This window comes from Enterobacter cloacae complex sp., assembly GCF_900322725.1.
GTDB lineage: Bacteria > Pseudomonadota > Gammaproteobacteria > Enterobacterales > Enterobacteriaceae > Enterobacter > Enterobacter quasihormaechei.
This window is the reverse complement of record NZ_LT991957.1, coordinates 2,502,341-2,527,462: the sequence shown is the minus strand read 5'-3', so window position 1 is coordinate 2,527,462 and position 25,122 is coordinate 2,502,341. Positions and strand designations below refer to the sequence as shown.

General features: G+C 56.1%; 25 protein-coding genes, 3 tRNA genes and 1 pseudogene. 15 read left to right on the top strand and 14 right to left on the bottom strand.

Annotation, left to right across the window (positions count from 1 at the left end; translation table 11 throughout):
* Positions 1 to 84 precede the first annotated feature (84 nt).
* The 4 genes from DBR02_RS12630 to orn form a co-directional block, all read right to left on the bottom strand.
* Positions 85 to 160, bottom strand: a tRNA-Gly gene (locus DBR02_RS12630).
* Positions 161 to 205: 45 nt separating this feature from the next.
* A tRNA-Gly gene (locus DBR02_RS12625) sits at positions 206 to 281 on the bottom strand.
* Positions 282 to 325: 44 nt separating this feature from the next.
* Positions 326 to 401, bottom strand: a tRNA-Gly gene (locus DBR02_RS12620).
* A 196-nt stretch (positions 402 to 597) separates the two neighbouring features.
* Positions 598 to 1,143 (bottom strand): oligoribonuclease, encoded by a 546-nt coding sequence (gene orn, locus DBR02_RS12615; protein WP_003855965.1) that lies wholly within the window; start codon positions 1,141 to 1,143, stop codon positions 598 to 600.
* A gap of 107 nt (positions 1,144 to 1,250) precedes the next feature.
* Between orn and rsgA the strand changes: the two genes are divergently transcribed.
* The 3 genes from rsgA (at position 1,251) to mscM (ending at position 6,712) form a co-directional block, all read left to right on the top strand.
* Positions 1,251 to 2,303, top strand: coding sequence for a small ribosomal subunit biogenesis GTPase RsgA (gene rsgA / locus DBR02_RS12610; protein ID WP_003855964.1), 1,053 nt, complete (start codon positions 1,251 to 1,253; stop codon positions 2,301 to 2,303).
* Between the two features lie 97 nt (positions 2,304 to 2,400).
* On the top strand, positions 2,401 to 3,369 hold the full coding sequence (asd, locus tag DBR02_RS12605; RefSeq protein ID WP_063450940.1) for an archaetidylserine decarboxylase: 969 nt from the start codon (positions 2,401 to 2,403) through the stop codon (positions 3,367 to 3,369).
* A gap of 19 nt (positions 3,370 to 3,388) precedes the next feature.
* A complete protein-coding gene (gene mscM / locus DBR02_RS12600) occupies positions 3,389 to 6,712 on the top strand; it encodes a miniconductance mechanosensitive channel MscM (protein ID WP_063867124.1) in 3,324 nt (1,107 codons plus the stop codon).
* 39 nt (positions 6,713 to 6,751) lie between these two features.
* Here mscM and yjeM read toward each other — a convergent pair whose 3' ends face one another.
* The gene (gene yjeM, locus DBR02_RS12595) at positions 6,752 to 8,251 is read right to left on the bottom strand and encodes a glutamate/gamma-aminobutyrate family transporter YjeM (RefSeq protein WP_107534503.1); all 1,500 of its coding nucleotides are present in this window, start codon (positions 8,249 to 8,251) and stop codon (positions 6,752 to 6,754) included.
* Between the two features lie 168 nt (positions 8,252 to 8,419).
* A complete protein-coding gene (gene epmA, locus DBR02_RS12590) occupies positions 8,420 to 9,397 on the bottom strand; it encodes an elongation factor P--(R)-beta-lysine ligase (protein WP_063450943.1) in 978 nt (325 codons plus the stop codon).
* 309 nt (positions 9,398 to 9,706) lie between these two features.
* On the opposite strand from epmA, the gene frdA reads away from it, so the two are divergent.
* The 4 genes from frdA to frdD are packed head-to-tail and all read left to right on the top strand — an operon-like array spanning position 9,707 to position 13,000.
* Positions 9,707 to 11,497, top strand: coding sequence for a fumarate reductase (quinol) flavoprotein subunit (gene frdA / locus DBR02_RS12585; protein WP_107534502.1), 1,791 nt, complete (start codon positions 9,707 to 9,709; stop codon positions 11,495 to 11,497).
* A complete protein-coding gene (locus tag DBR02_RS12580; RefSeq protein ID WP_107534501.1) occupies positions 11,490 to 12,224 on the top strand; it encodes a succinate dehydrogenase/fumarate reductase iron-sulfur subunit in 735 nt (244 codons plus the stop codon). The genes frdA and DBR02_RS12580 overlap by 8 nt, the downstream gene beginning before the upstream one ends.
* Positions 12,225 to 12,234: 10 nt before the next feature.
* Positions 12,235 to 12,630: a fumarate reductase subunit FrdC gene (gene frdC, locus DBR02_RS12575; RefSeq protein WP_063867117.1), complete on the top strand. Its 396-nt coding sequence runs from the start codon at positions 12,235 to 12,237 to the stop codon at positions 12,628 to 12,630.
* Between the two features lie 10 nt (positions 12,631 to 12,640).
* Positions 12,641 to 13,000 (top strand): fumarate reductase subunit FrdD, encoded by a 360-nt coding sequence (gene frdD, locus DBR02_RS12570; protein ID WP_042715376.1) that lies wholly within the window; start codon positions 12,641 to 12,643, stop codon positions 12,998 to 13,000.
* Between the two features lie 29 nt (positions 13,001 to 13,029).
* Here frdD and ampR read toward each other — a convergent pair whose 3' ends face one another.
* Positions 13,030 to 13,905 (bottom strand): LysR family transcriptional regulator AmpR, encoded by an 876-nt coding sequence (ampR, locus tag DBR02_RS12565; protein WP_107534500.1) that lies wholly within the window; start codon positions 13,903 to 13,905, stop codon positions 13,030 to 13,032.
* A 132-nt stretch (positions 13,906 to 14,037) separates the two neighbouring features.
* Between ampR and blaACT the strand changes: the two genes are divergently transcribed.
* Both blaACT and DBR02_RS12555 read left to right on the top strand, forming a co-directional pair.
* Positions 14,038 to 15,180: an ACT family cephalosporin-hydrolyzing class C beta-lactamase gene (gene blaACT, locus DBR02_RS12560; protein WP_107534499.1), complete on the top strand. Its 1,143-nt coding sequence runs from the start codon at positions 14,038 to 14,040 to the stop codon at positions 15,178 to 15,180.
* 112 nt (positions 15,181 to 15,292) lie between these two features.
* Positions 15,293 to 15,823 (top strand): lipocalin family protein, encoded by a 531-nt coding sequence (locus tag DBR02_RS12555; RefSeq protein ID WP_107534498.1) that lies wholly within the window; start codon positions 15,293 to 15,295, stop codon positions 15,821 to 15,823.
* Here DBR02_RS12555 and sugE read toward each other — a convergent pair.
* Positions 15,820 to 16,137: a quaternary ammonium compound efflux SMR transporter SugE gene (gene sugE, locus DBR02_RS12550; RefSeq protein ID WP_063450951.1), complete on the bottom strand. Its 318-nt coding sequence runs from the start codon at positions 16,135 to 16,137 to the stop codon at positions 15,820 to 15,822. The genes DBR02_RS12555 and sugE overlap by 4 nt on opposite strands.
* 262 nt (positions 16,138 to 16,399) lie before the next feature.
* On the opposite strand from sugE, the gene DBR02_RS12545 reads away from it, so the two are divergent.
* A complete protein-coding gene (locus DBR02_RS12545; RefSeq protein WP_107534497.1) occupies positions 16,400 to 16,999 on the top strand; it encodes a helix-turn-helix transcriptional regulator in 600 nt (199 codons plus the stop codon).
* 36 nt (positions 17,000 to 17,035) lie between these two features.
* Here DBR02_RS12545 and ecnB read toward each other — a convergent pair whose 3' ends face one another.
* From ecnB to efp, 3 genes are all read right to left on the bottom strand, one after another.
* Complete coding sequence (ecnB, locus tag DBR02_RS12540) at positions 17,036 to 17,182, bottom strand: lipoprotein toxin entericidin B (RefSeq protein WP_003855942.1); 147 nt, start codon at positions 17,180 to 17,182, stop codon at positions 17,036 to 17,038.
* A gap of 108 nt (positions 17,183 to 17,290) precedes the next feature.
* Positions 17,291 to 17,422 carry an entericidin A/B family lipoprotein gene (locus DBR02_RS12535; protein ID WP_063450953.1) on the bottom strand — a complete coding sequence of 44 codons (132 nt, stop codon included), beginning with the start codon at positions 17,420 to 17,422 and terminating at the stop codon, positions 17,291 to 17,293.
* Between the two features lie 57 nt (positions 17,423 to 17,479).
* Positions 17,480 to 18,046 (bottom strand): elongation factor P, encoded by a 567-nt coding sequence (gene efp / locus DBR02_RS12530; protein ID WP_003855940.1) that lies wholly within the window; start codon positions 18,044 to 18,046, stop codon positions 17,480 to 17,482.
* Between the two features lie 40 nt (positions 18,047 to 18,086).
* Between efp and epmB the strand changes: the two genes are divergently transcribed.
* Positions 18,087 to 19,115 (top strand): EF-P beta-lysylation protein EpmB, encoded by a 1,029-nt coding sequence (gene epmB / locus DBR02_RS12525; RefSeq protein WP_063450954.1) that lies wholly within the window; start codon positions 18,087 to 18,089, stop codon positions 19,113 to 19,115.
* A gap of 63 nt (positions 19,116 to 19,178) precedes the next feature.
* On the opposite strand, the gene DBR02_RS12520 is transcribed toward epmB, so the two are convergent.
* On the bottom strand, positions 19,179 to 19,532 hold the full coding sequence (locus DBR02_RS12520; RefSeq protein WP_003855938.1) for a DUF4156 domain-containing protein: 354 nt from the start codon (positions 19,530 to 19,532) through the stop codon (positions 19,179 to 19,181).
* Positions 19,533 to 19,765: 233 nt separating this feature from the next.
* On the opposite strand from DBR02_RS12520, the gene DBR02_RS12515 reads away from it, so the two are divergent.
* From DBR02_RS12515 to iadA, 3 genes are read left to right on the top strand one after another with little or no spacing between them, the layout of a single operon-like run.
* Positions 19,766 to 20,413: a nucleoside recognition domain-containing protein gene (locus DBR02_RS12515; protein ID WP_063867107.1), complete on the top strand. Its 648-nt coding sequence runs from the start codon at positions 19,766 to 19,768 to the stop codon at positions 20,411 to 20,413.
* Entirely contained in the window at positions 20,410 to 20,871 is a 462-nt protein-coding gene (locus DBR02_RS12510; protein ID WP_107534496.1) for a YjiG family protein, read from the top strand. Before DBR02_RS12515 ends, DBR02_RS12510 begins: the two co-directional genes overlap by 4 nt.
* A 10-nt stretch (positions 20,872 to 20,881) precedes the next feature.
* A complete protein-coding gene (gene iadA / locus DBR02_RS12505) occupies positions 20,882 to 22,045 on the top strand; it encodes a beta-aspartyl-peptidase (protein ID WP_107534495.1) in 1,164 nt (387 codons plus the stop codon).
* Positions 22,046 to 22,108: 63 nt separating this feature from the next.
* Here the strand turns inward: iadA and groL are convergent, their stop codons facing one another.
* Both groL and DBR02_RS12495 read right to left on the bottom strand, forming a co-directional pair.
* Positions 22,109 to 23,755 carry a chaperonin GroEL gene (gene groL, locus DBR02_RS12500; RefSeq protein ID WP_015572446.1) on the bottom strand — a complete coding sequence of 549 codons (1,647 nt, stop codon included), beginning with the start codon at positions 23,753 to 23,755 and terminating at the stop codon, positions 22,109 to 22,111.
* Positions 23,756 to 23,794: 39 nt separating this feature from the next.
* Complete coding sequence (locus DBR02_RS12495) at positions 23,795 to 24,088, bottom strand: co-chaperone GroES (protein WP_003855929.1); 294 nt, start codon at positions 24,086 to 24,088, stop codon at positions 23,795 to 23,797.
* A 178-nt stretch (positions 24,089 to 24,266) separates the two neighbouring features.
* Here DBR02_RS12495 and yjeH point away from each other — a divergent pair.
* Positions 24,267 to 25,117, top strand: a pseudogene (yjeH, locus tag DBR02_RS12490) (L-methionine/branched-chain amino acid transporter).
* Positions 25,118 to 25,122: the final 5 nt, after the last annotated feature.

The following is a 25,122-nucleotide window of genomic DNA, read 5'->3' as shown; positions in this document are numbered from 1 at the left end:
TGTTTACAAGAGTATTTCAGGTACAACAGAAAAAGTCCCCAACGAAGCATTTCGCTGTGGATAGTTTGAATATGAAGAAGAATTTGGAGCGGGAAACGAGACTCGAACTCGCGACCCCGACCTTGGCAAGGTCGTGCTCTACCAACTGAGCTATTCCCGCTTGGGTGTTCTGGTGCTGTGCGTATCTTGCGATACTTTCAAATTTTGGAGCGGGAAACGAGACTCGAACTCGCGACCCCGACCTTGGCAAGGTCGTGCTCTACCAACTGAGCTATTCCCGCTTGGGTGTTCTGGTGCTGGCGTATCTTGCGATACTTTCAAATTTTGGAGCGGGAAACGAGACTCGAACTCGCGACCCCGACCTTGGCAAGGTCGTGCTCTACCAACTGAGCTATTCCCGCAAATCTGTACTGCTTTTGTTGCTGTCGTAACGTGTAATTCTCTGTCGTTACGGGAGGCGCATTATACGAGAAATCCGTTTAGCTGCAACCCCCCTCAAAGCGATTTTTTTGAAATTCAGTTCAAGTGCTTATTAAATCGGCAAGCTGAACAATTTAACGACAAAATACAGGCCGCGCAACGCGCCGGATCGCAAAATCAGAGCTTAATAAAGTTTTCGCGATAGTACGCCAGCTCCGCAACAGACTCGCGGATGTCATCCATCGCCTGGTGCGTCCCCTGCTTTGTGAAGCCGTCGAGAATTTCCGGTTTCCAGCGACGGGCCAGCTCTTTCAGGGTGCTCACATCCAGATAGCGGTAGTGGAAGTAGGACTCCAGCTCCGGCATGTACTTAAACAGGAAACGACGATCCTGACCAATGCTGTTGCCACAGATAGGCGATTTTCCTGCCGGCACCCACTGCTTCAGAAACTCAAGCGTCGCCAGCTCCGCTTCGCGGTCACCCAGGGTGCTGGCCTTCACGCGTTCCACCAGCCCGCTGCCGGTATGGGTACGCACGTTCCACTCATCCATCAGCGCAAGCTGATCGTCGGACTGGTGCACGGCAATCGTTGGGCCTTCCGCCAGAATATTGAGGTTGGCATCGGTGACCAGTGTGGCGATCTCAATAATGCGATCGCGCTCGGGATCCAGGCCGGTCATCTCCAGATCGATCCAAATCAGGTTGTTTTCGTCCGCGCTCATGTTATTTTCCACCCTTCTCGCTTAACCGGCAGTAGCAGGTTAACTAGTATTAATTAGAGTGTATCATAGAGGTTTTGCCCGCTATGGGCGACCAGGAGCCAGCGCGATTGAGTAAAAATAAACTCTCCAAAGGGCAGCAGCGCCGTGTGAATGCAAATCACCAGCGCCGTCTTAAAACCACTACGGAGAAGCCCGATTACGACGACAACCTGTTTGGCGAAGCGACAGAAGGCGTTGTGATCAGCCGCTTCGGCATGCACGCCGATGTCGAATCCGCCGACGGGGATATCCACCGTTGCAATATCCGTCGCACCATCCGTTCACTGGTGACCGGGGACCGCGTGGTCTGGCGTCCGGGCAAGGAGGCGGCGGAAGGGGTAACGGTTAAAGGTATCGTTGAAGCCGTGCATGAGCGCACGTCGGTCCTTACCCGCCCTGATTTCTACGACGGCGTGAAGCCCATTGCCGCCAACATTAACCAGATCGTGATCGTTTCGGCGATTTTACCCGAGCTTTCTCTCAATATTATCGACCGTTACCTGGTGGCCTGCGAAACGCTACAGGTTGAGCCGCTCATCGTGCTGAATAAAATCGATCTGCTGGATGACGAGGCCATGGCCTTTGTGAATGAGCAGATGGATATTTACCGCAACATTGGCTATCGCGTTTTGATGGTTTCCAGCCGCACCAAAGACGGCCTGAAGCCGCTGGAAGATGCGCTGACCGACCGCATCAGCATCTTTGCTGGGCAGTCCGGCGTGGGTAAATCCAGCCTGCTTAACAATCTGCTCGGCCTTCAGCAGGAGATCCTGACCAACGATGTGTCGGACGTCTCCGGGCTGGGCCAGCACACCACCACCGCCTCACGTCTCTATCACTTCCCGCACGGCGGCGATGTGATTGACTCCCCGGGCGTGCGCGAATTTGGTCTTTGGCATCTCGAGCCGGAACAAATCTTTAACGGATTTGTCGAATTCCATGACTATTTAGGCGCTTGCAAATACCGCGACTGTAAACATGACAACGATCCGGGCTGTGCCATCCGTGAAGCGGTGGAGAACGGTGAAATTGCGGAAACCCGTTTCGAAAATTATCACCGCATTCTCGAAAGCATGGATCAGGTAAAAACGCGTAAAAACTTTTCTGATTCTGATAACTGACAACTAAGCTAAGCGTCGCTAAAATCGTCCCCTTTTTTCAGGTTCCGGCAGCGCGCTGCCGGATCAGGAACGACAAAACAATGGCCTGGAGGCTACCTTGTTAAACTCATTTAAACTTTCGCTTCAATACATTCTGCCTAAACTGTGGCTCACTCGCCTGGCGGGCTGGGGCGCGAGCAAACGAGCAGGCTGGCTGACCAAACTGGTCATCGACCTGTTCGTGAAATACTACAAGGTCGACATGAAAGAAGCGCAGAAGCCGGATACGGCAAGCTACCGCACCTTCAACGAATTTTTTGTGCGTCCGCTGCGCGACGAAGTGCGTCCGCTGAATACCGACCCGAACGTGCTGGTGATGCCTGCTGACGGCGTGATCAGCCAGCTGGGTAAAATTGAAGACGACAAAATTTTGCAGGCGAAAGGCCATAACTACAGCCTGGAAGCGCTGCTGGCCGGTAACTACCTGATGGCGGATCTGTTCCGCAACGGTACGTTCGCCACCACCTATCTCTCCCCGCGCGACTATCACCGCGTTCATATGCCGTGTAACGGTATCCTGCGCGAGATGATCTACGTGCCGGGCGATCTGTTCTCCGTAAACCACCTGACGGCGCAAAACGTCCCGAATCTGTTTGCCCGCAACGAGCGCGTCATCTGCCTGTTTGATACTGAATTTGGTCCAATGGCGCAGATTCTGGTGGGTGCGACCATCGTAGGCAGCATCGAAACCGTCTGGGCGGGCACCATTACGCCGCCGCGCGAAGGCGTGATCAAGCGCTGGACCTGGCCTGCCGGCGAAGAAGAAGGTTCTGTGGCCCTGCTGAAAGGTCAGGAGATGGGCCGCTTCAAGCTGGGCTCAACGGTAATCAACCTGTTCGCACCGGGCAAAGTTAACCTGGTCGAGGAGCTGAAAAGCCTGTCCGTGACCAAACTTGGCCAGCCTCTGGCCGTATCGACTGAAATCTTTGCAACGCCAGACGTTGCGCCAGCCCCGTTGCCGGAAGAAGAGATTAAGGCCGAGCACGACGCCAGCCCGCTGGTTGACGACAAAAAAGACGAAGGCTAACAACAGAAGGATCGCTGACGTGCGCCCGATTATCGTATTACTGATGGCCTGGTGCCTCAGCATGGGGGCGTACGCAGCGACGGCCCCCGACGCCAAACAGATAACCCAGGAGCTGGAGCAGGCAAAAGCGGCGAAACCCGCTCAGCCGGAGGCCGTTGAGTCGCTCCAGTCTGCACTGAACGCGCTTGAGGAGCGGAAAGGCTCCCTTGAGCGCGCACAGCAGTATCAGCAGGTTATCGACAACTTCCCCAAACTCTCTCAGACCCTGCGTTCGCAGTTAAACAACCTGCGCGATGAACCGCGCCAGGTACCCGCGGGGATGACGTCCGAGGCGCTGAATCAGGAGATCCTGCAAGTCAGCAGCCAGCTTCTGGAAAAGAGCCGCCTGGCTCAGCAGGAGCAGGAGCGGGCGCGTGAAATTGCCGACTCCCTCAGCCAGCTTCCACAGCAGCAAACCGACGCCCGCCGTCAGTTAAATGAGGTGGAACGCCGCATCGGGACGCAGACGGGCAACACACCGCAGAATCAGGCGCAAAATCTTGGGCTACAGGCTGAATCCGCCAGACTGAAAGCGCTGGTCGATGAACTGGAGCTGGCACAGCTTTCTGCCAACAACCGCCAGGAGCTGTCGCGGATGCGTTCCGAGCTGGCGCAGAAGCAGAGCGAACAGCTTGATGCGTATCTCCAGGCGCTGAGAAATCAGCTCAACAGCCAGCGTCAGCGTGAAGCTGAACGTGCGCTGGAAAGCACCGAGTTATTGGCCGAAAACAGCGATAACCTGCCTGAAAGCATCGTCGCCCAGTTTAAGGTTAACCGCGAACTTTCTGCGGCGCTGAATCAGCAGGCGCAGCGTATGGATTTGGTCGCGTCGCAGCAGCGCCAGGCCACCAATCAAACCCTTCAGGTGCGTCAGGCGCTCAACACGCTGCGCGAACAGTCCCAGTGGCTTGGCTCGTCTAACCTGTTGGGCGAAGCGTTACGCGCGCAGGTCGCGCGTCTGCCGGAGATGCCAAAACCGCAGCAGCTTGATACTGAGATGGCGCAGTTGCGCGTTCAGCGTCTTCACTATGAAGACCTCCTCAACAAGCAGCCGCAAATCCGCCAGATCCGTCAGGCTGACGGACAGCCGCTTACCGGCGAGCAGAGTCGTATTCTGGAAGCGCAGCTGCGCACCCAGCGCGAGCTGCTGAACTCCCTGTTACAGGGTGGCGATACGCTGATCCTTGAGTTGACCAAGCTGAAAGTGTCGAACAGCCAGCTGGAGGATGCGCTGAAGGAGGTCAACGAGGCCACGCACCGTTATCTCTTCTGGACGTCCGACGTGCGGCCGATGACCTTCGCCTGGCCGATTGAAATCGTGCAGGATCTGCGCCGCCTTATTTCGCTGGATACCTTCAGCCAGCTTGGCCTTGCCAGCGTGATGATGATAACCAGTAAGGAGACCATCTTCCCGCTGCTGGGAGCGCTGATTCTGGTGGGCTTCAGTATTTATTCCCGTCGCCACTTCACCCGTTTCCTCGAGCGCTCCAGCGCCCGTGTGGGAAAAGTGACCCAGGATCACTTCTGGCTGACGCTGCGCACGGTGTTCTGGTCAATTCTGGTCGCGTCCCCGCTGCCGGTGCTGTGGATGACGCTCGGATACGGCCTGCGTGAAGCCTGGCCTTATCCCCTTGCCGTCGCGATTGGGGACGGCGTAACCGCCACCGTCCCGCTGCTGTGGGTCGTGATGATTTGCGCCACGTTCGCGCGGCCAAACGGTCTGTTCATCGCTCACTTTGGCTGGCCGCGTAATCGCGTTGCGCGGGCGATGCGTTATTACCTGATGAGTATCGGGCTGATTGTGCCGCTGATTATGGCGTTGATCATGTTCGATAATCTCAATGACCGGGAGTTCTCCGGCTCGCTGGGACGTCTGTGCTTTATGCTGATCTGCGGGGCACTGGCGGTGGTAACGCTCAGCCTGAAGCGCGCCGGGATCCCGCTCTATCTCGATAAGAGTGGCAGTGGCGATAACATGTTTAACCGTCTGCTGTGGAACCTGCTGCTCAGCGCGCCGCTGGCGGCAATGCTGGCGGCAGCTGTCGGCTACCTCGCTACGTCGCAGGCGCTGCTGGCGCGACTGGAAACGTCGGTGGCTATCTGGTTCCTGCTGCTGGTGGTTTACCACGTTATTCGCCGCGGCATGCTGATCCAGCGTCGTCGTCTGGCGTTTGACCGCGCCAAACATCGTCGCGCAGAAATTCTGGCCCAGCGTGCGCGCGGCGAAGAAGAACCGAACCACGTCAACAGCACGGAAGGAGCAGCGGAAGCAGACGACGTTGAACTGGATCTGGATGCTATCAGTACCCAGTCCCTGCGGCTGGTGCGCTCAATTCTGATGCTGGTTGCCCTGCTGTCGGTAATTTTCCTGTGGTCGGAAATTCACTCCGCGTTTGGCTTCCTGGAGAACATCTCGTTGTGGGACGTGACGTCCACGGTACAGGGAGTCGAAAGCCTGGAGCCCATCACCTTAGGGGCCGTGCTGATTGCGATTCTGGTGCTGATCATCACCACGCAGCTGATACGTAACTTCCCTGCTCTGCTGGAGCTGGCGCTGTTGCAGCATCTGGATTTAACCCCCGGCACGGGCTATGCGATCACCACTATCACCAAGTATTTAATCATGCTGTTTGGTGGGCTGGTGGGCTTCTCGATGATTGGTATCGAATGGTCAAAACTGCAATGGCTGGTTGCTGCCCTGACCGTAGGCCTGGGCTTTGGTTTACAGGAGATCTTCGCCAACTTCGTGTCTGGTCTGATCATTCTGTTTGAAAAACCGATTCGAATTGGCGATACGGTGACCATCCGCGATCTGACCGGCAGCGTCACCCGAATCAACACCCGCGCTACCACCATCAGCGACTGGGACCGTAAAGAGATCATCGTCCCGAACAAAGCGTTTATCACCGAGCAGTTTATCAACTGGTCGCTGTCTGACTCCGTCACGCGTGTGGTGCTGACCGTACCGGCCCCGTCGGATGCCAACAGCGAAGAGGTGACGCAAATCCTCTATACGGCTGCTGAACGCTGTTCGCTGGTAATCGATAACCCGCCGCCGGAAGTCTTCCTGGTTGATTTGCAGCAGGGGATCCAGATTTTCGAGCTGCGTATTTACGCCGCCGAGATGGGCCACCGTATGCCGCTGCGCCATGAGATCCACCAGCTGATTCTGGCTGGCTTCCGCGAGCACGGGATCGATATGCCGTTCCCACCGTTCCAGATGCGTCTGGAAACGCTGGACGGACGTAAGACGGGAAGAACCTTGACGTCAGCGGCGCGTTCGCGCCCGGCGGGAAGTTTGTAATCCCTTTCCCCCTCCCTGTCGAGAGGGGTTTTTCATCCGCTATGCCACTTCCGCCACGCAGATCGTCATGCGACGGCGGTAGTTTTCATAAATCCCCATTGCCAGCATTGAGAAGAAAATCGGTCCGCCAACCATCCACAGCGTGCTGTTCCAGTCATTTGCCTCAACCACGGGCTGAATGACGGTAAAAATGTTGGCGAACGCAACGACCAGCACCACAACGGTGGTCGCCACCAGCGTCGCCGCGCGGGTTTTGAAGATCACAAACGGACGCTCCAGATCCTGCTTCGCCTTAAAGAACGGAAACGCCAAGGCCAGGAAAAGGTACGGAAGCGTCATTGACACGTTCGCCATCAGGGTCAGCTTGTTATAGAAGGCCGACGCGGTATCGCCGCCAAAGGACACCAGCAGAATGAACACGCACACCAGCAGGCACTGCATCCACATAGCGTTAGCAGGCATACCGGCAGCATTGAGCTGGGTCATCCGTGCGGGCCACAGCGCCTTTGGCGTGCCCTGAATAATCGCTTTCAGCGGCGAGTAGATCAGCGTGAAGAACGCGCCGGTATAGGCGAGGAACATCGACAGGCCGGTAATGCGCGCAAACCAGATCCCCAGGGTAGCCGATGCTTCCGGCGTCAGGTGCATGGCGTTACCGAGCGTCATCCCCAGGCTTTTCATCAGCACGTAGGTGATGTTCCCGAGGTTGGTGGTGTTATTGCTCAACACCTGCTGCCAGTTGGTGCTGACGCCCCAGAGGAAAATCGCCAGCGAGTAGCCAATGGAAATGACGATGGCGGCAAAAATAATGCCTTTGGCGAAGTTCTTTTCCGGGTTTTCGGTTTTGTCGACCAGCCCGCCTACGGCTTCAATACCGCCGTAAGCAAAGATGGCAAACACCACGAACGAGAGCATGGCCAGCCCGGACTGATACCCCGGATTAGGCGATGAAACAAAGTTGACTTCCTGGGCGAAATGCCCGCCGTTCAGGCACAGAATGGCGATACTGGCCAGCAGCAGCACCAGATTCAGACACATCACGGAAATCCCGCCAACCGCGGTGATACGGGCTATTTTGTTGATGCCTTTGGAGGCCACCAGCGTGACCACCACCATCCAGCACACCGCCAGAATACCCACCACCTGCGTGGAGCTCAGCCCCGCCAGGGACCAGACCTGCGTTTTGTCCGCACCGAAGAGAAACGTCGAGAACGGCACCCAGACCTTGGCTGCCGTGCTGACCATCCAGACGACGTAGGATGAAAACCACATGAATGTACCAATAAATGCATAGCGTGGACCGACGCTGTTGTTCATCCACGAATAGATGCCGCCCTCTTCTTTCCGGTAAGCCGAGCCCATCTCCGCCATCATCAGCGCAAACGGGATAAAGAAGAACAGAGCGGAAACGATATAAAACGGCGTCGCGCTGTAGCCCATCAGATAAAAAGCGGACGGGCTATTGGCAAAGCCAAAGACTGACGTAAAAATCATCAGGATGAGCCCGGTAAGGGTCATTTTTTTGAGTGAGTGGGACATATAACCATCCGAAACGGAATTAAACTGCGCGGATGGTAGCAGATGACCAGACAAATATTGTGGCTATACGAGTCAAATTAAGAAAAAGACCCGCGTATAGAGAAAATAACAGTTTTTAATATGGCAAGTTAAATGACCGGGTAAGCGACAGCGCCACCCGGCAACTCTTTAAGCGCGATCGACCGTAAAGGCGATCACGTCGCCCAGCTGTTCCGCGCCCAGCGCGAGCATCACCAGTCGATCCACGCCCAGCGCCACGCCGGAGCAGTCCGGCAAACCGGCCTTAAGCGCTTCCAGCAGGTTGGTGTCAATCGGCTGCTGCGGCAGACCGCGCGCGTTGCGCTTGCGGTTATCCTGCTCGAAACGCTGCTGCTGTTCGCGCGCGTCGGTCAGCTCGTGGAAACCGTTCGCCAGCTCAATGCCTTTGAAATACACCTCAAAACGCTCCGCCACGCGGTGATCTTCGGTGCTGATCTGCGCCAGCGAGGCCTGGCTGGCCGGGAAGTGATAGACAAACGTCGGGCGATCTTTACCAATTTGCGGTTCAACGCCAAAGGTGAACAGGAGTTGCAGCAGCGTGTCGCGGTCCTCTTCGGTATCCGCCACGTTGCTCAGATCCAGTTTTGCCGCCACCTCACGCAACTGGGTTTTATCAGCCGACAGCGGATCGATTTCCAGATGGCGCTGGAAGGCCTGCTGATAGGAGAGCGTTTCAGCTTCCGCGCAATCCAGCACCTGTTGCAGCAGATCGTCGACTTCGTTCATCAGGCGATACATGTCGTAGTGCGGGCGGTACCACTCCAGCATGGTGAATTCCGGATTATGGTGCCGGCCCATCTCTTCATTACGGAAGCTACGGCACAGCTGATAAACCGGGCCACATCCGGCCGCCAGCAGACGCTTCATATGGTATTCCGGGCTGGTCATCAGATACAGATTCATGCCCTGAGAGTGGCCAGGGCCAACAAAACGGGTTTCAAACGGGACCAGATGAATATCCGTGACCGTCGCCTGACTCATGCACGGCGTTTCCACCTCCAGGACGCCGCGATCTGCAAAGAAGCGGCGGATCTCCGCCATAATTGCTGCGCGCTTCAACAGGTTTGGAATGGATGCGCTCGGCTGCCAGGTGGCCGTTTCGCTCATGAGTTTTTCTCCGTTTTCAGACAAGGGCACGAAGTCTACTCGTAAGCTGGGGCAGAGACAAATTTTGCACAGTAAAAGTCCTTTTTCATTACACAGAAAAATACTGTGACGCCATTCATCAATCACGATGATAAATCACCGCACAGAACAGCAAAAAAATCGAACGCGTCAAATTTCCCTCACATCTACGCGGTTATACTGTTATACCCATAAAGGAGCAGTGGAATCGCTTCCGCAATCGCCCGTTCGGGCAGGTGAACGTCCTTTAGTTCATCGCGTTGCGGGAAAACAAAAATCTGGAGGAATGTCGTGCAAACTTTTCAAGCCGATCTTGCCGTAATAGGCGCTGGCGGGGCTGGATTACGCGCTGCAATTGCTGCGGCACAAGCCAATCCTAACGCTAAAATCGCATTGATTTCAAAAGTCTATCCGATGCGCAGCCACACGGTAGCCGCAGAAGGAGGATCCGCCGCCGTCGCGCAGGATCATGACAGCTTCGAATACCATTTCCACGACACGGTTGCAGGGGGCGACTGGCTTTGCGAACAGGATGTCGTTGATTATTTCGTTCACCATTGCCCAACGGAAATGACCCAGCTGGAACAATGGGGATGCCCGTGGAGCCGCCGTCCGGACGGGAGCGTCAACGTTCGCCGCTTCGGTGGCATGAAGATCGAACGCACCTGGTTTGCCGCCGATAAGACCGGCTTCCACATGCTGCACACCCTGTTTCAGACCTCCCTCCAGTTCCCACAAATCCAGCGCTTTGACGAACATTTCGTTCTCGACATTCTGGTCGACGACGGTCATGCGCGCGGACTGGTGGCGATGAACATGATGGAAGGCACGCTTGTCCAGATCCGCGCGAATGCAGTGGTCATGGCGACCGGCGGTGCGGGCCGCGTGTACCGCTATAACACCAACGGCGGCATCGTCACCGGTGACGGTATGGGCATGGCGCTCAGCCACGGCGTGCCGCTGCGCGATATGGAGTTCGTCCAGTATCACCCAACCGGCCTGCCCGGCTCCGGTATTCTGATGACGGAAGGCTGCCGCGGTGAAGGCGGTATTCTGGTCAACAAAAACGGTTACCGTTATCTACAGGATTACGGTATGGGCCCGGAAACCCCGCTCGGCGAGCCGAAAAACAAATACATGGAACTTGGCCCACGCGACAAAGTTTCTCAGGCTTTCTGGCACGAGTGGCGCAAAGGCAACACCATCTCAACGCCGCGCGGCGACGTGGTGCATCTCGACCTGCGCCACCTCGGCGAGAAAAAACTGCTGGAGCGTCTGCCGTTTATCTGCGAGCTGGCGAAAGCCTATGTGGGCGTCGACCCGGTGAAAGAGCCGATCCCGGTGCGTCCAACCGCGCATTATACGATGGGCGGAATCGAAACCGACCAGCAGTGCGAAACCCGCATCAAAGGACTGTTTGCGGTGGGCGAGTGTTCCTCCGTGGGTCTGCATGGCGCAAACCGTCTGGGCTCAAACTCGCTGGCTGAACTGGTGGTCTTTGGCCGCATGGCGGGCGAATGCGCAATGGAGCGTGCCGCTACCGCAGGCGACGCCAACAGCGCGGCGCTGGATGCGCAGGTTGCAGACGTCGAAAAACGGCTGAAAGACCTGGTGAATCAGGAAGGTAACGAAAACTGGTCGAAGATCCGCGATGAGATGGGCCTGTCGATGGAAGAAGGCTGCGGGATCTACCGTACGCCAGAGCTGATGCAGAAAACCGTCGACAAGCTGGCGGAGTTGCAGGAGCGCTTCAGGCGCGTGCGCATCACCGATACCTCCAGCGTCTTTAATACCGACCTGCTCTATACCATTGAACTGGGCCACGGCCTGAACGTCGCGGAATGTATGGCGCACTCTGCCCTGGCGCGTAAAGAGTCGCGCGGCGCGCACCAGCGTCTGGACGAGGGCTGCACCGAACGTGACGACGTCAATTTCCTTAAACACACTCTCGCCTGGCGCGATGCGGATGGCACCACCCGCCTGGACTACAGCGACGTGAAAATCACCACGCTGCCACCAGCGAAACGCGTTTACGGTGCAGAAGCAGAAGCCGCCGATAAGAAGGAGAAGGCGAATGGCTGAGATGCAAAAACTGAAAGTTGAAGTGGTGCGCTACAATCCGGAAGTGGACGCCGCGCCGCACAGCGCTTTCTACGAAGTCCCTTACGACGAGCAAACCTCCCTGCTGGATGCGCTCGGCTATATCAAAGACAACCTGGCGCCAGACCTGAGCTACCGCTGGTCCTGCCGCATGGCAATCTGCGGCTCCTGCGGCATGATGGTCAACAAAGTGCCGAAGCTGGCGTGTAAAACCTTCCTGCGTGATTACACCAAAGGCATCAGGGTTGAAGCGCTGGGCAACTTCCCGATTGAGCGCGATCTGGTGGTCGACATGACCCACTTTATCGAAAGCCTCGAAGCGATAAAGCCGTACATCATCGGCAACCCGCGTACGCCGGATCAGGGGCCAAACACCCAGACGCCCGCGCAGATGGCGAAATACCATCAGTTTTCCGGCTGCATCAACTGCGGCCTGTGCTACGCCGCCTGTCCGCAGTTTGGCCTGAACCCTGAGTTTATCGGCCCGGCCGCCATTACCCTGGCGCACCGCTATAACGAGGATAGCCGCGACCACGGCAAAAAAGAACGTATGGCACAGCTTAACGGCCAGAACGGGGTCTGGACCTGCACGTTTGTGGGTTACTGCTCTGAAGTCTGTCCGAAGCATGTCGACCCGGCCGCCGCCATTCAGCAGGGAAAAGTGGAAAGCTCGAAAGACTTTCTTATCGCTACCCTGAAACCACGCTAAGGAGTGCATGATGACGACTAAACGCAAAGCCTACGTGCGGCCAATGCCGTCCACCTGGTGGAAAAAACTGCCGTTTTATCGCTTCTATATGCTGCGTGAAGGCACGGCAGTTCCCGCGGTCTGGTTCAGCCTCGAACTGATGTACGGGCTTTATGCTCTCAAGCACGGCCCGGAAACCTGGGCCAGTTTTGTTGGCTTCCTGCAAAACCCAATCATCGTGGTTCTGAATCTGATTGTGCTCGCAGCCGCGCTGCTGCATACCAAAACCTGGTTTGAACTGGCGCCAAAAGCGGCAAACATCATTGTAAAAGGCGAGAAAATGGGACCGGAGCCGGTTATCAAAGGGCTCTGGGCGGTGACCGCAGTTGTCTCTGTGGTCATTCTGTTTGTCGCGCTGTTCTGGTAAGGAGACTATCGTGATCAATCCAAATCCAAAACGTTCAGACGAGCCGGTCTTCTGGGGGCTGTTTGGCGCAGGCGGCATGTGGAGCGCCATTATTGCCCCGGTCATCATCCTGCTGGTCGGGATCATGCTGCCGCTGGGGCTGTTCCCGGGCGATGCGCTGAGCTACGAGCGCGTGCTGGCCTTTGCGAGCAGCTTTATTGGCCGCGTATTTCTCTTCCTGATGATCGTCCTGCCGCTGTGGTGCGGCCTGCACCGTATCCACCATGCGATGCACGATCTGAAAATCCATGTGCCAAGCGGTAAATGGGTCTTCTACGGTCTGGCGACCATTCTGACGGTGGTCACGCTGATTGCCGTGGTCACCATCTGACTGCACTGGCCCGCCGTCCGGCGGGCTTTTTACTTTTTCATCTTTCCTGCCAGCCACCCGGAAAATTCCCGCATTGCGGGCGTTTCTGCCCGGGACTGCAATCGGGTCAGCCAGTAACTGCCGAGCTCAATTTGCGTTGCAAAGGGCTGCACAATGCGCTCGCTGGCTAACAGATGGGTAAACATATCGACAGGCGCGATGGCAATGCCCACTCCCGCCTGAGCGGCCTCCAGCATGGTCACGGACGAATCAAACACCATCACACGGTGCGTTGGCGAAGGGGGATGCTCGCCGGCCGCATGCATCCACGCGGACCATTCGTCGCGCCGGTAGGAGCGCAGCAGCGTAAACCTGAGGATATCGGCCGGACTGTGCAGACGGGCGGCAATATCCGGCGTACACAGCGGGGCGAGCGGCGCATGACAAAGAAATTCAGCCTCGGTGCCGTGCCACGCCCCGCCGCCGTAGCGGATCGTGTAGTCAAGCCCTTCGGCGGCCGGATCGACGCGGTTATTATGGGTAGAAAGCTGAAGATCGATATGCGGATAGCCACGGCGAAAATCGTCCAGCAGTGAGAATAACACCCCGGTCGCGAACGTGCCCACCACGCCGATTTTCAGCTTCTCCTGCGCACGATGGTTAGCGAAGCGATCCAGCATACCGGCTATACGATCGAACGAATCATTCAGCACCGGCAGTAAATTTTCGCCCTCGATAGTCAACAGCAGCCCGCGCGAAACGCGAACGAACAGCTGACAGTTCAGGTGCTGCTCCAGCGTCTTCACATGCTGGCTAATGGCGGAATGGGTCACGTTCAGCTCAATGGCCGCATGCGTAAAGCTGAGATGTCTTGCGGCGGCTTCAAAGGCTCGAAGCGAATTGAGAGGGAGATAGCTTCGCGTCATGGTCTCTTCCGTTAGAAAAATTAACAGCTAATGCTAAATTTAACCGTTTGTCAGGTGCAGTCAAATCTAACAGACTACGCCTGTCTGACGGGCCCGGACATCCCCTTGACTCGCTATTACGGAAGATTACTGATGATGAAAAAAACCCTTTGCTGCGCCGTGCTGCTCGGCATCTCTTGCTCTGCCCTCGCCGCGCCAGTGTCCGAACAACAGCTGGCCGAGGTGGTCGCGAAGACGGTTACGCCGCTGATGAAAGCCCAGTCTATTCCCGGTATGGCGGTGGCCGTTATTTATCAGGGTAAACCGCACTATTACACGTTTGGCAAGGCCGATATCGCAGCCAACAAACCGGTTACCCCTCAGACCCTGTTCGAGCTGGGCTCTATAAGTAAAACCTTCACCGGCGTTTTAGGTGGGGATGCCCTTGCTCGCGGTGAAATTTCGCTGGACGATCCGGTGACCAAATACTGGCCTGAACTGACGGGCAAGCAGTGGCAAGGGATTCGAATGCTGGATCTCGCGTCCTACACCGCCGGTGGCCTGCCGCTACAGGTGCCCGATGAGGTGACGGATGACGCCTCCCTGCTGCGCTTCTATCAACACTGGCAGCCACAGTGGAAGCCAGGCACAACGCGCCTTTATGCCAACGCCAGCATCGGCCTGTTTGGTGCGCTGGCGGTCAAGCCTTCCGGCATGCGCTACGAGCAGGCGATGACCGAGCGAGTCTTCAAACCGCTGGCGCTGCATCACACCTGGATTAACGTGCCGAAAGCGGAAGAGGCGCATTACGCCTGGGGCTATCGTGACGGCAAAGCGGTACACGTTTCGCCGGGGATGCTGGATGCACAAGCCTATGGCGTGAAAACCAACGTGCAGGATATGGCGAACTGGGTCATGGCAAACATGGCGCCAGAGAACGTTGCTGATGCCTCACTTAAGCAGGGCATCGCGCTGGCGCAGTCGCGCTACTGGCGTATCGGTTCAATGTACCAGGGCCTGGGCTGGGAGATGCTCAACTGGCCCGTGGAAGCAAAAACGGTGGTTGATGGCAGCGACAGTAAGGTGGCGCTGGCCGCCTTGCCTGCGGTCGAAATAAATCCTCCGGCTCCGCCTGTAAAAGCCTCCTGGGTGCACAAAACCGGCTCGACGGGCGGGTTCGGCAGCTACGTGGCCTTTATTCCTGAAAAGCAGATCGGCATCGTGATGCTCGCGAATAAAAGCTATCCGAACCCGGCACGCGTTGAGGCGGCGTACCATATCCTCGACGCGCTATAGTAAAACATTGCCGGGTGGCGGCTTCGCCTTACCCGGCAAAACCCGCTGCACAATCTTCCGCATTTTTCCTGCTGTCATCTACACTTAACAAAAAAACGGTAAGGAAACTCCTATGCGCATTCTGCCTGTTATTGCCGCAGTAACAGCCGCGTTTTTAGTGGTTGCTTGCAGTTCCCCAACTCCTCCGCCTGGCGTCACGGTAGTCAGTAATTTTGACGCACAGCGCTTCCTCGGCACATGGTATGAAATCGCCCGTATGGACCATAAATTCGAACGGGGCTTAGAAAAAGTTACGGCCACCTACAGCGCGATGGATGACGGCGGGATCCAGGTCGTCAACCGCGGCTATAATCCGGACCGGCAGATGTGGCAGCAGACGGTGGGTCAGGCCTATTTCACCGGCGCGCCTAACCGTGCGGCGATGAAAATCTCTTTCTTCGGTCCATTCTACGGCGGATATAACGTTATTGCGCTGGACAGAGAGTACCGCCACGCGCTGGTTTGTGGGCCGGATCGCAACTATCTTTGGATACTCTCCCGCACACCAACAATCACGGCGGAAATGAAGCAGCAGATGCTGGGCGTTGCGACCCGGCAAGGGTTTGACGTGACGAAATTAATCTGGGTAAAACAGCCGCATTAGTGCGTACTCAGTTTTAACCCAATGATGCCCGCGACGATTAATGCGAGGCTGGCGATGCGCGCCAGGCTCGCAGATTCCCCCAGCAGCAGAATGCCGGTAATGGCAGCCCCTACCGCGCCAATTCCCGTCCAGACAGCGTAAGCCGTTCCCACTGGCAAGGTCCGCATTGACCATGACAGCATAACGATACTGACAATCATCGCGGCGATGGTAATGACGCTGGGCGTCAGGCGGGTAAAACCGTGGGTGTATTTCAGACCAATTGCCCATACCACTTCGAGCAAACCGGCGATAACAAGAACGATCCAGGACATTTCAGGCTCCTTAACTTAGAGACAAGTTGGGGCCGTCCCCGATGAGTGACGCGCTTACGGGTCGTCCCGCAAGGCAGAAGTTGCACCTTATATTTTGGTTAGCGCGGTATTTTTTTTCAAACTTTTTTTGCTGAACGCGTTAAGGCAAGAAATAGCCTCAGTAAGGCGCGCAGTTCAGGCATTTATAACTCATCCGACTTCTCTATGATGTTATGCTTTCTGATGGCAGGAAGCCAAACCACTAGCCGACTGCGAATATTGTATGTTCAAAATTCTTTTGATTGACCGCTGTCACTTCACCCGCGCGGGATTTGAAGCATGGGCCAATCATTCAGACCTGCTGTCAGGTCATTTCGTCGTAACCGGGGTGAATAACCTTTTCCTCGCCAGAGAGCATATTCTGCAATGGAAACCTGCACTGGTCATCGCTGATTTATCTGGCTTCCGGCAAGATTTACACCATTTTCAGCAACTGTCCTCCCTGCTGATTGCCAGCGAAACGCTGCCTTTTATTTTGCTGCAATCTGGGCAGGAACAGGCGATGACGGATTATCTGGCGCAATACCCGATATGGTCTTCACTCTCTAAAAATACCGATCTGGAAGGACTGGCAGCGGTGATTAACGACGCGCTAACGTCATGCGCAACCCCGGAGCTTCCGGAAATGGCAGCACCGTTACTGACGCGTCAGGAAGAGAGAGTTCTGACATTGTGGATGGAGGGCGCAAGCAACCAGAAGATTGCCAGTCATCTGCGCATTAACGGCAAAACGGTGTACACATACAAACGCAATATCCGCATGAAGCTTCATATGGATACGCGCTACTCCCCGTTTTTATCGCTACAGGAAGTGGAGAATTGACGGTACGGTGAATTCACTGCCGTACCGTCGTTGTCATTAGTTCTGAGCTTTAGTTGCTGCGCCAGAAATAGCGTTACCACCGTCGGAGATATCTTCCCCTACGCCACGGGTGGTGTTACATGCAGTCAGTACCGAAGAAAGCACCAGAACAGAAAAGATCGCTGCAATTGTTTTCTTAACCATAATATCTTCCTTTTATAGCCAAAGTTATTTTGTGTATAGCAACTTAAGAATAGACAAGATCTTGTCGTTTGACGGAAAAGGAAGAATTTTTAGGAAAATTAGACGGAATTAGCTGGCCGCATGGGAAATGATATGGCCGAGATCCTGGATATCTTCACCCACGCCACGCGCGGTGTTGCAACCGGAAAGCATTGCGCTGGAGAGCGCGAACAGAAGCAGAATTTTAACGGTACGTTTCATCTTCCCTGCCTGCAAAATCAGGCGCAGCGGGCGCTGCGCCTTACATCACGACGTAAATTACTTCACGCGGGATACGTATTCGCCGGAGCGGGTATCCACTTTGATCACTTCACCGATCTGTACGAATAGCGGTACTTTCACCACTGCGCCGGTAGACAGGGTAGCTGGCTTGCCGCCGGTACCTGCGGTATCACCTTTCAGACCTGGATCGGTTTCAACGATTTCCAGCTCAACGAAGTTCGGCGGGGTAACGGCGATAGGCTGACCGTTCCACAGGGTCACGATGCACTCAGCCTGATCCAGCAGCCACTTAGCGTTATCGCCAATGGCTTTCGCGTCAGCAGACAGCTGCTCGAAGGTTTCGTTGTTCATGAAGTGCCAGAACTCACCGTCGTTGTACAGGTAAGTCAGGTTCATATCGACAACATCAGCGCCTTCAGCGGAGTCAGTAGATTTGAAGGTTTTCTCAACACGGGTACCGGTCAGCAGGCGACGCAGCTTAACGCGCGCAAATGCCTGGCCTTTACCTGGTTTAACGAATTCGCTGGCTTCAACCGCGTACGGTTCGCCGTCCATCATGATTTTAAGACCAGCACGAAAATCGTTGCTATAGTACGTTGCCATAAGGCCCTCTAAATTTGTTAACTGGTAGCTAAGCCACAAAATGGCGCATATTGTAACCCTAAACACCCCGTCCAGAGAAGATTGGTTATCGCAACTTGCCGATGTAATCACCAGTCCTGATGAATTGCTGCGTCTTTTAGACCTCGATCAGCACCCGGAGTTGCTTGCTGGCCGTGAGGCAAAGCGACTTTTCGCCCTGCGCGTTCCCCGCGCGTTTGTCGCCCGAATGGAAAAAGGCAACCCTGACGATCCATTGCTAAAACAAACGCTGACCTCTCAGGATGAGTTTATCACTGCGCCGGGATACAGCACCGATCCGCTGGAAGAGCAGAACAGTGTGGTACCGGGTTTGCTGCATAAATACCGCAACCGTGCGCTGCTGCTGGTTAAGGGCGGCTGTGCGGTAAATTGCCGCTACTGCTTCCGCCGTCACTTCCCCTACGCTGAGAATCAGGGTAATAAGCGCAACTGGCAGGTGGCGCTGGACTATATCGCGGCGCATCCGGAACTGGATGAAATCATCTTCTCCGGCGGCGACCCGCTGATGGCAAAAGATCATGAGCTGGACTGGCTGCTGACTCAGCTTGAGACCATTCCGCACATTAAGCGTCTGCGCATTCACAGCCGTTTACCGATCGTCATCCCGGCGCGTATCACCGACGCCCTGGTCACGCGCCTGGAGCAGTCCCGTTTGCAGGTGCTGCTGGTGAACCATATCAACCACGCGAATGAAATTGACGCGGACTTTCGCGCGGCGATGGCGCGGCTGCGAAAAGCGGGCGTGACGCTGCTGAACCAGAGCGTATTACTGCGCGGCGTGAACGACAGCGCCCGGGTGCTGGCCGATCTCAGCAATGCCTTATTTGATGCGGGCGTCATGCCCTATTATCTGCACGTTCTTGATCGCGTTCAGGGCGCGGCGCACTTCATGGTGACGGATGAAGAGGCCCGCCAGATTATGCGCGAACTGTTAACCCTGGTTTCAGGTTATATGGTGCCGAAGCTGGCACGCGAGATTGGCGGAGAGCCGAGTAAGACGCCGCTGGATTTGCAGCTGCGGCAGCAGTAAAAGGCAGGTGGCGCTACGCTTACCTGGCTACAGATCAAGCGGCAGCGCCATCAAAGGTTTAGATCAGTTCGGGCACTTATAGACCTGGCCGTTCATCTGGCTGGCGGTTGGCACAAAGCTGGACAGCATACCCTGCGTCGGGCTGCTTACCCCGTAAATCACGTTGCCGCCCATAGCCGCCGCCTGATTACGCAGGGCATTGGCAGCACCGCGCATAGAGCCGCCCTCTTCGCCGTGCTGCCCCGACATCCAGTTGCTCTGCTCACCAGTGGCGGTGCCTAACAGCTGGCATTCGCTGCCCGGCTTATCTTCCACAAAGCGAACGCTCTGGCCCGCTGCCGTCAGTTCATTGCTGGTGCTACACCCCGCCAGCAGCAATGCTGCACCTACAATCCCTGCACAGACTTTAATGCGCATGTTATTCCTCGTTTTCAATAAGCTGGACAGTAGTTGTCCGCGTGTAAACCTTATACTAAAAAGATGACCAAAAGAAAAATGCTGAGCATTTCTGCGAGCCAGATTCCGCTGGCACTCCTCCGACATCTTAAATGAATTCTGATAATAACCTTTGGGATATCGTGTTTTAGCCCCCGATCGTTTTTAGTGATGCGACGTACAACTTTTGTACGCATTTCAAAAAAGGGGGTTTCATGAGTGCATCATCCTCAGGAGAGGAAAAAGTGACCTGGGTGGGCTATCTGGCGTTCGTGCTCACCATCGTATTTTTCTCAGGCTTTTTCGCCAAAAGTACCGAATGGTGGCGCGTGCTGGATTTTACCGTCTTAAACGGCAGTTTTGGACCGGTGAACGGCGCGCTGACGTTTCGCGGCGAGGGTGGGACGGGAGCGAAAGACGGTTTTTTGTTTGCTCTTGAGCTGGCCCCCTCGGTCATTCTGTCGCTCGGGATCATTGCCGTCACCGAGGGGCTGGGCGGGCTGCGCGCCGCACAACAGCTCATGACGCCCATTTTACGCCCGCTGCTCGGCGTGCCGGGTATCTGCTCTCTGGCGCTTATCGCCAACCTGCAAAACACCGATGCCGCCGCCGGAATGACCAAAGAGTTGACCGACGAAGGGGCGATTACCGACCGTGAACGCGCCATTTTCGCCACCTTCCAGACCAGCGGTAGCGCCATCATTACCAACTATTTTTCGTCCGGTGCCGCACTTTTTGCCTTCATTACCGTTCCGGTGATCGCGCCGCTTGCCGTCATTCTGGTGTTTAAATTTGTTGGCGCGAACTTTTTGCGTCTGTGGATCGCGCACAGGGAAGTTCGCCGCGTTCAGGAGGAAAAATGATCGCCCAGCCGCGTAAAAATATCATGGACCTGTTTATCGATGGCGCCCGTCGCGGCTTTACCATCGCCACCACCAGCCTGCTGCCGAACGTGGTTATGGCGTTTGTTATCATTCAGGCGCTCAAGGTCACCGGCCTGCTGGATATCGTCGGCAGCGTCTGTGAACCGATCATGTCGTTGTGGGGGCTTCCGGGGGCAGCGGCAACCGTCCTGCTGGCCTCGGTGATGAGCATGGGCGGCGGTGTGGGGGTCTGCGCCAGCCTGGTGGCTGCCGGCACGCTCAACGGGCACGATGCCACCATCCTGCTGCCCGCCATCTATCTGATGGGCAATCCGGTGCAAAACACCGGCCGCTGCCTGGGCACCGCAGGCGTTAACCCGAAGTATTATCCGCACATCATTACCGTCTGCGTCATTAACGCCCTGCTCTCAATGTGGGTGATGCAGCTACTCTTCTGAGGAGATAAAAATGGATTTTTCAGTGCTGGAACCGCATCTTTTCCGCAATGCGCATCTTTACGCGCCGGAGGATCGGGGGCGTTGCGATCTGCTGATCGCAGGGGGAAAAATCGTCGCGATTGAAAAAACGGGCCACGCCACAACGAAGCCAGACTGTCCTGAACGCGATCTTGCCGGAGCAGTGGTTTGTCCGGGGTTTATCGATCAGCACGTACACCTGATCGGCGGCGGCGGTGAAGCTGGTCCGCACACCCGGACGCCGGAGGTACGGTTGTCCGCGCTGGTGGCGGCGGGCATCACCTCCGTTGTTGGCCTGCTGGGCACCGACGGCGTGACCCGCCATCCCGAGTCGCTGCTGGCAAAAACGCGGGCCCTTGAGCATGAAGGGATCAGCGCGTGGATGCTGACAGGCGCGTACGGGCTGCCTTCTCCGACGATTACCGGCAGTGTCGAAAAGGATGTGGCGCTGATTGATAAAATCATCGGCGTGAAATGCGCGATTTCCGACCATCGCTCTTCCGCACCAGCGGATGATCGGCTCGCAAATATGGCCGCCCAGTCACGCGTCGGTGGGCTGCTGGGCGCCAGGGCGGGGATATCCGTGTTTCATCTCGGCAACAGCCCGAAACTGCTCGAGCCGCTGCTTAACATCCTGAATAACGCCGACGTGCCCCGCACGAAGCTGCTGCCAACCCACGTCAACCGCGCCCGGCCACTGTTCCTCGCCGCGCTGGATTATGCCCGCGACGGGGGCTATATCGACATCACCACCAGCATCAGTGAGCCCATTGATGCCGCCACCGCCATCGCGACGGCCCGCGAAGCGCAGGTGCCGTTTAACCGGCTTACGCTCAGTTCGGACGGTAACGGCAGCCAGCCGATTTTTGACGCTAACGGCAACCTGGTGGGCATGGGCGTGGCGGGATTCGAGTCACTGCCGGAAACATTACAAAAGCTGGTCAGTCAATATCACCTGCCGCTGGAGGAGGCGCTTCTGCCGTTTACGCGTAACGTGGCGGAGTTTCTCGGCCTGGAGCACAAGGGGCGGCTCGCGCCCGGATGCGATGCCGATTTGCTGGTGCTGACGGATGACCTGAAGATCCGCGAGGTCTGGGCGAAAGGCCGCCAGATGGTGCGCGAAGGCGTTGCATGCGTGAAGGGAACATTTGAGTAGCGCAATAAAAAACCCCGGGCATTGCTGCCCGGGGTTCGTTCTGAGAGGTTCAGAACAACATGATTACATCATGCCGCCCATTCCACCCATGCCGCCCATACCACCAGCAGCACCTAAGTCAGGCGCATCGCCTTTAGGCAGGTCGGTCACCATGCACTCGGTCGTGATCATCAGGCCAGCTACAGATGCCGCGTATTGCAGAGCAGAACGGGTCACTTTAGTTGGATCCAGGATACCGAAGTCGATCATGTTGCCGTATTCTTCAGTTGCCGCGTTGTAACCGTAGTTACCTTCCCCTGCTTTCACGTTGTTCGCAACCACAGACGGCTCTTCACCGGCGTTAGACACGATCTGACGCAGCGGAGCTTCCATCGCGCGCAGCGCGACTTTGATACCCACGTTCTGGTCTTCGTTCTGAGCAGTCAGGCCAGCCAGCTTAGCGGCTACACGCACCAGCGCGACACCACCACCAGCAACCACGCCTTCTTCTACCGCAGCACGGGTCGCGTGCAGGGCGTCGTCAACGCGTGCTTTCTTCTCTTTCATTTCAACTTCGGTCGCAGCACCAACTTTGATTACCGCAACGCCGCCTGCCAGTTTCGCTACGCGCTCCTGGAGTTTTTCACGGTCGTAATCGGAAGTTGCTTCTTCGATCTGCTTACGGATCTGACCAACACGGCCCTGAATAGCGGCTTCTTCACCCACACCGTCGATGATGGTGGTGGTGTCTTTGTTGATCACAACGCGTTTCGCCTGGCCCAGGTCTTCCAGGGTCGCTTTTTCCAGCTCCATACCGATCTCTTCGGAGATCACGGTACCACCGGTCAGGGTAGCGATATCCTGGAGCATCGCCTTACGACGATCGCCGAAGCCAGGCGCTTTAACCGCAGCCACTTTCACGATGCCGCGCATGGTGTTAACCACCAGGGTCGCCAGCGCTTCGCCTTCAACATCTTCAGCAATGATAACCAGCGGCTTGCCTGCTTTCGCAACGGCTTCCAGCACTGGCAGCATTTCGCGGATGTTGGAGATTTTCTTATCAGCCAGCAGGATGAACGGGCTTTCCAGCTCAACAGCGCCAGTTTCTGGCTTGTTGATGAAGTATGGGGACAGGTAACCGCGGTCGAACTGCATACCTTCAACCACGTCCAGTTCGTCTTCCAGACCGGTACCGTCTTCAACGGTGATCACGCCTTCTTTACCGACTTTATCCATCGCTTCAGCGATCAGTTTACCTACGGTTTCGTCGGAGTTAGCGGAGATAGTACCAACCTGAGCAATAGCTTTAGAGTCAGAGCACGGTACGGACAGCGCTTTCAGTTCTTCAACAGCAGAGGCGACAGCTTTGTCGATACCACGTTTCAGATCCATCGGGTTCATACCCGCAGCAACGGCTTTCAGACCTTCGGTGATGATGGCCTGCGCCAGAACGGTCGCGGTGGTGGTACCGTCACCGGCAGCGTCGTTCGCTTTAGAGGCAACTTCTTTCACCATCTGTGCACCCATGTTTTCGAACTTGTCTTCCAGCTCGATTTCACGTGCAACAGAAACACCATCTTTGGTGATGGTTGGCGCGCCGAAGGATTTGTCCAGCACTACGTTACGGCCTTTCGGGCCCAGAGTGACTTTCACTGCGTCTGCCAGTACGTTTACGCCGCGGAGCATTTTTACACGAGCGTCGTTACCGAATTTTACGTCTTTAGCTGCCATGTTCTTATTTCCTCAAATTCGTACAGTTTCGTGCGTTAATTACGCTTCAACAATTGCCAGAATGTCGCTCTCGGACATGATCAACACTTCTTCATTGTCGATCTTCTCGGATTTCACGCCGTAGCCATCGTTGAAAATGACGATGTCACCAACTTTAACGTCCAGTGGCTGCACAGTTCCGTTTTCCAGGATGCGGCCCTTACCGACAGCGATGATTTCGCCACGCGTTGATTTTGCTGCTGCTGAACCGGTCAGAACGATGCCGCCAGCAGACTTGGTTTCAACTTCTTTACGTTTGACGATCACACGATCATGTAACGGACGAATACTCATTGATAGCTCTCCTTTGAGAAAGTCATTATCAGTTATGGATGACGCCGGTCCGCATGCGGTTTTCCGGCTAGTGCCCTGAGAGATGGGGATAGCTTTTTACCCCTTCAAGGGGTAACCGAAAAAAAATTTGCGAAAGTGTTACCATCCACTCTCTTTTGATGGTGGCGGGACGAGGCAAATGAGTGGACTCAGGCAGGAGTTGGGGCTGGCGCAGGGTATTGGCTTACTCTCAACGTCCTTGTTAGGCACGGGAGTATTTGCGGTTCCCGCTCTGGCGGCGCTGGTTGCCGGCAATAACAGCCTGTGGGCATGGCCGGTACTGATTGTGCTGGTGTTCCCGGTGGCGATTGTGTTTGCCATACTCGGGCGGCACTTCCCCAGCGCGGGCTTGCTCACCTGGCATCCGAGTTTAAACAGCCCGAGCGTGACTTCCCCCGCGCGCTGATGATTGGCCTGCTGCTGGCGGGCACCGTGTATTGGGCCTGTACGGTACTGGTGCTGCACTTTAACGCCTTCGGCGAAGAGAAAGCCGCTGCCGCGTCGCTGCCGGGCATCGTGGTGCAGCTGTTCGGCGTTAAAGCCCTGTGGGTGGCCTGCGTGATTGGCTATCTCGCCTGCTTTGCCAGCCTCAATATCTATATCCAGAGCTTCGCCCGGCTGGTATGGTCTCAGGCACTTTATAAACCGGATAGCCGACTCGCACGCCTGTCTAAACGTCAGCTTCCGGCGAATGCGCTGAATACCGTACTGGGCTGCTGCGTGGTGAGTTCCCTGGGCATTTATCTGCTCGACATCAACCTTGACGCGCTGATTGTCTACGCCAACGGTATCTTCATCATGATCTACCTGCTGTGCATGCTGGCGGGCTGTCGGCTGCTGAAAGGACGCTTTAAGGCGCTGGCGGCGGTCGGGTGTGTGCTGTGCCTGCTGTTGCTGGCGATGGTGGGGTGGAAGAGCGTGTACGCCATCATCATGCTGGCGGGGCTGTGGGTGTTTTTACCGAAGCGGCAAAATTCGCAGGCCCGGTAAGCGAA

Bases quoted from the DNA above. Each gene is read 5' to 3' on its own strand.
- orn (WP_003855965.1), bottom strand. From the start codon at position 1,143: ATGAGCGCGGACGAAAACAACCTGATTTGGATCGATCTGGAGATGACC.
- yjeM (WP_107534503.1), bottom strand. From the start codon at position 8,251: ATGTCCCACTCACTCAAAAAAATGACCCTTACCGGGCTCATCCTGATG.
- epmA (WP_063450943.1), bottom strand. From the start codon at position 9,397: ATGAGCGAAACGGCCACCTGGCAGCCGAGCGCATCCATTCCAAACCTG.
- DBR02_RS12580 (WP_107534501.1), top strand. From the start codon at position 11,490: ATGGCTGAGATGCAAAAACTGAAAGTTGAAGTGGTGCGCTACAATCCG.
- frdC (WP_063867117.1), top strand. From the start codon at position 12,235: ATGACGACTAAACGCAAAGCCTACGTGCGGCCAATGCCGTCCACCTGG.
- ampR (WP_107534500.1), bottom strand. From the start codon at position 13,905: ATGACGCGAAGCTATCTCCCTCTCAATTCGCTTCGAGCCTTTGAAGCC.
- blaACT (WP_107534499.1), top strand. From the start codon at position 14,038: ATGATGAAAAAAACCCTTTGCTGCGCCGTGCTGCTCGGCATCTCTTGC.
- DBR02_RS12555 (WP_107534498.1), top strand. From the start codon at position 15,293: ATGCGCATTCTGCCTGTTATTGCCGCAGTAACAGCCGCGTTTTTAGTG.
- sugE (WP_063450951.1), bottom strand. From the start codon at position 16,137: ATGTCCTGGATCGTTCTTGTTATCGCCGGTTTGCTCGAAGTGGTATGG.
- DBR02_RS12545 (WP_107534497.1), top strand. From the start codon at position 16,400: ATGTTCAAAATTCTTTTGATTGACCGCTGTCACTTCACCCGCGCGGGA.
- ecnB (WP_003855942.1), bottom strand. From the start codon at position 17,182: ATGGTTAAGAAAACAATTGCAGCGATCTTTTCTGTTCTGGTGCTTTCT.
- DBR02_RS12535 (WP_063450953.1), bottom strand. From the start codon at position 17,422: ATGAAACGTACCGTTAAAATTCTGCTTCTGTTCGCGCTCTCCAGCGCA.
- efp (WP_003855940.1), bottom strand. From the start codon at position 18,046: ATGGCAACGTACTATAGCAACGATTTTCGTGCTGGTCTTAAAATCATG.
- epmB (WP_063450954.1), top strand. From the start codon at position 18,087: ATGGCGCATATTGTAACCCTAAACACCCCGTCCAGAGAAGATTGGTTA.
- DBR02_RS12520 (WP_003855938.1), bottom strand. From the start codon at position 19,532: ATGCGCATTAAAGTCTGTGCAGGGATTGTAGGTGCAGCATTGCTGCTG.
- DBR02_RS12515 (WP_063867107.1), top strand. From the start codon at position 19,766: ATGAGTGCATCATCCTCAGGAGAGGAAAAAGTGACCTGGGTGGGCTAT.
- DBR02_RS12510 (WP_107534496.1), top strand. From the start codon at position 20,410: ATGATCGCCCAGCCGCGTAAAAATATCATGGACCTGTTTATCGATGGC.
- iadA (WP_107534495.1), top strand. From the start codon at position 20,882: ATGGATTTTTCAGTGCTGGAACCGCATCTTTTCCGCAATGCGCATCTT.
- groL (WP_015572446.1), bottom strand. From the start codon at position 23,755: ATGGCAGCTAAAGACGTAAAATTCGGTAACGACGCTCGTGTAAAAATG.
- DBR02_RS12495 (WP_003855929.1), bottom strand. From the start codon at position 24,088: ATGAGTATTCGTCCGTTACATGATCGTGTGATCGTCAAACGTAAAGAA.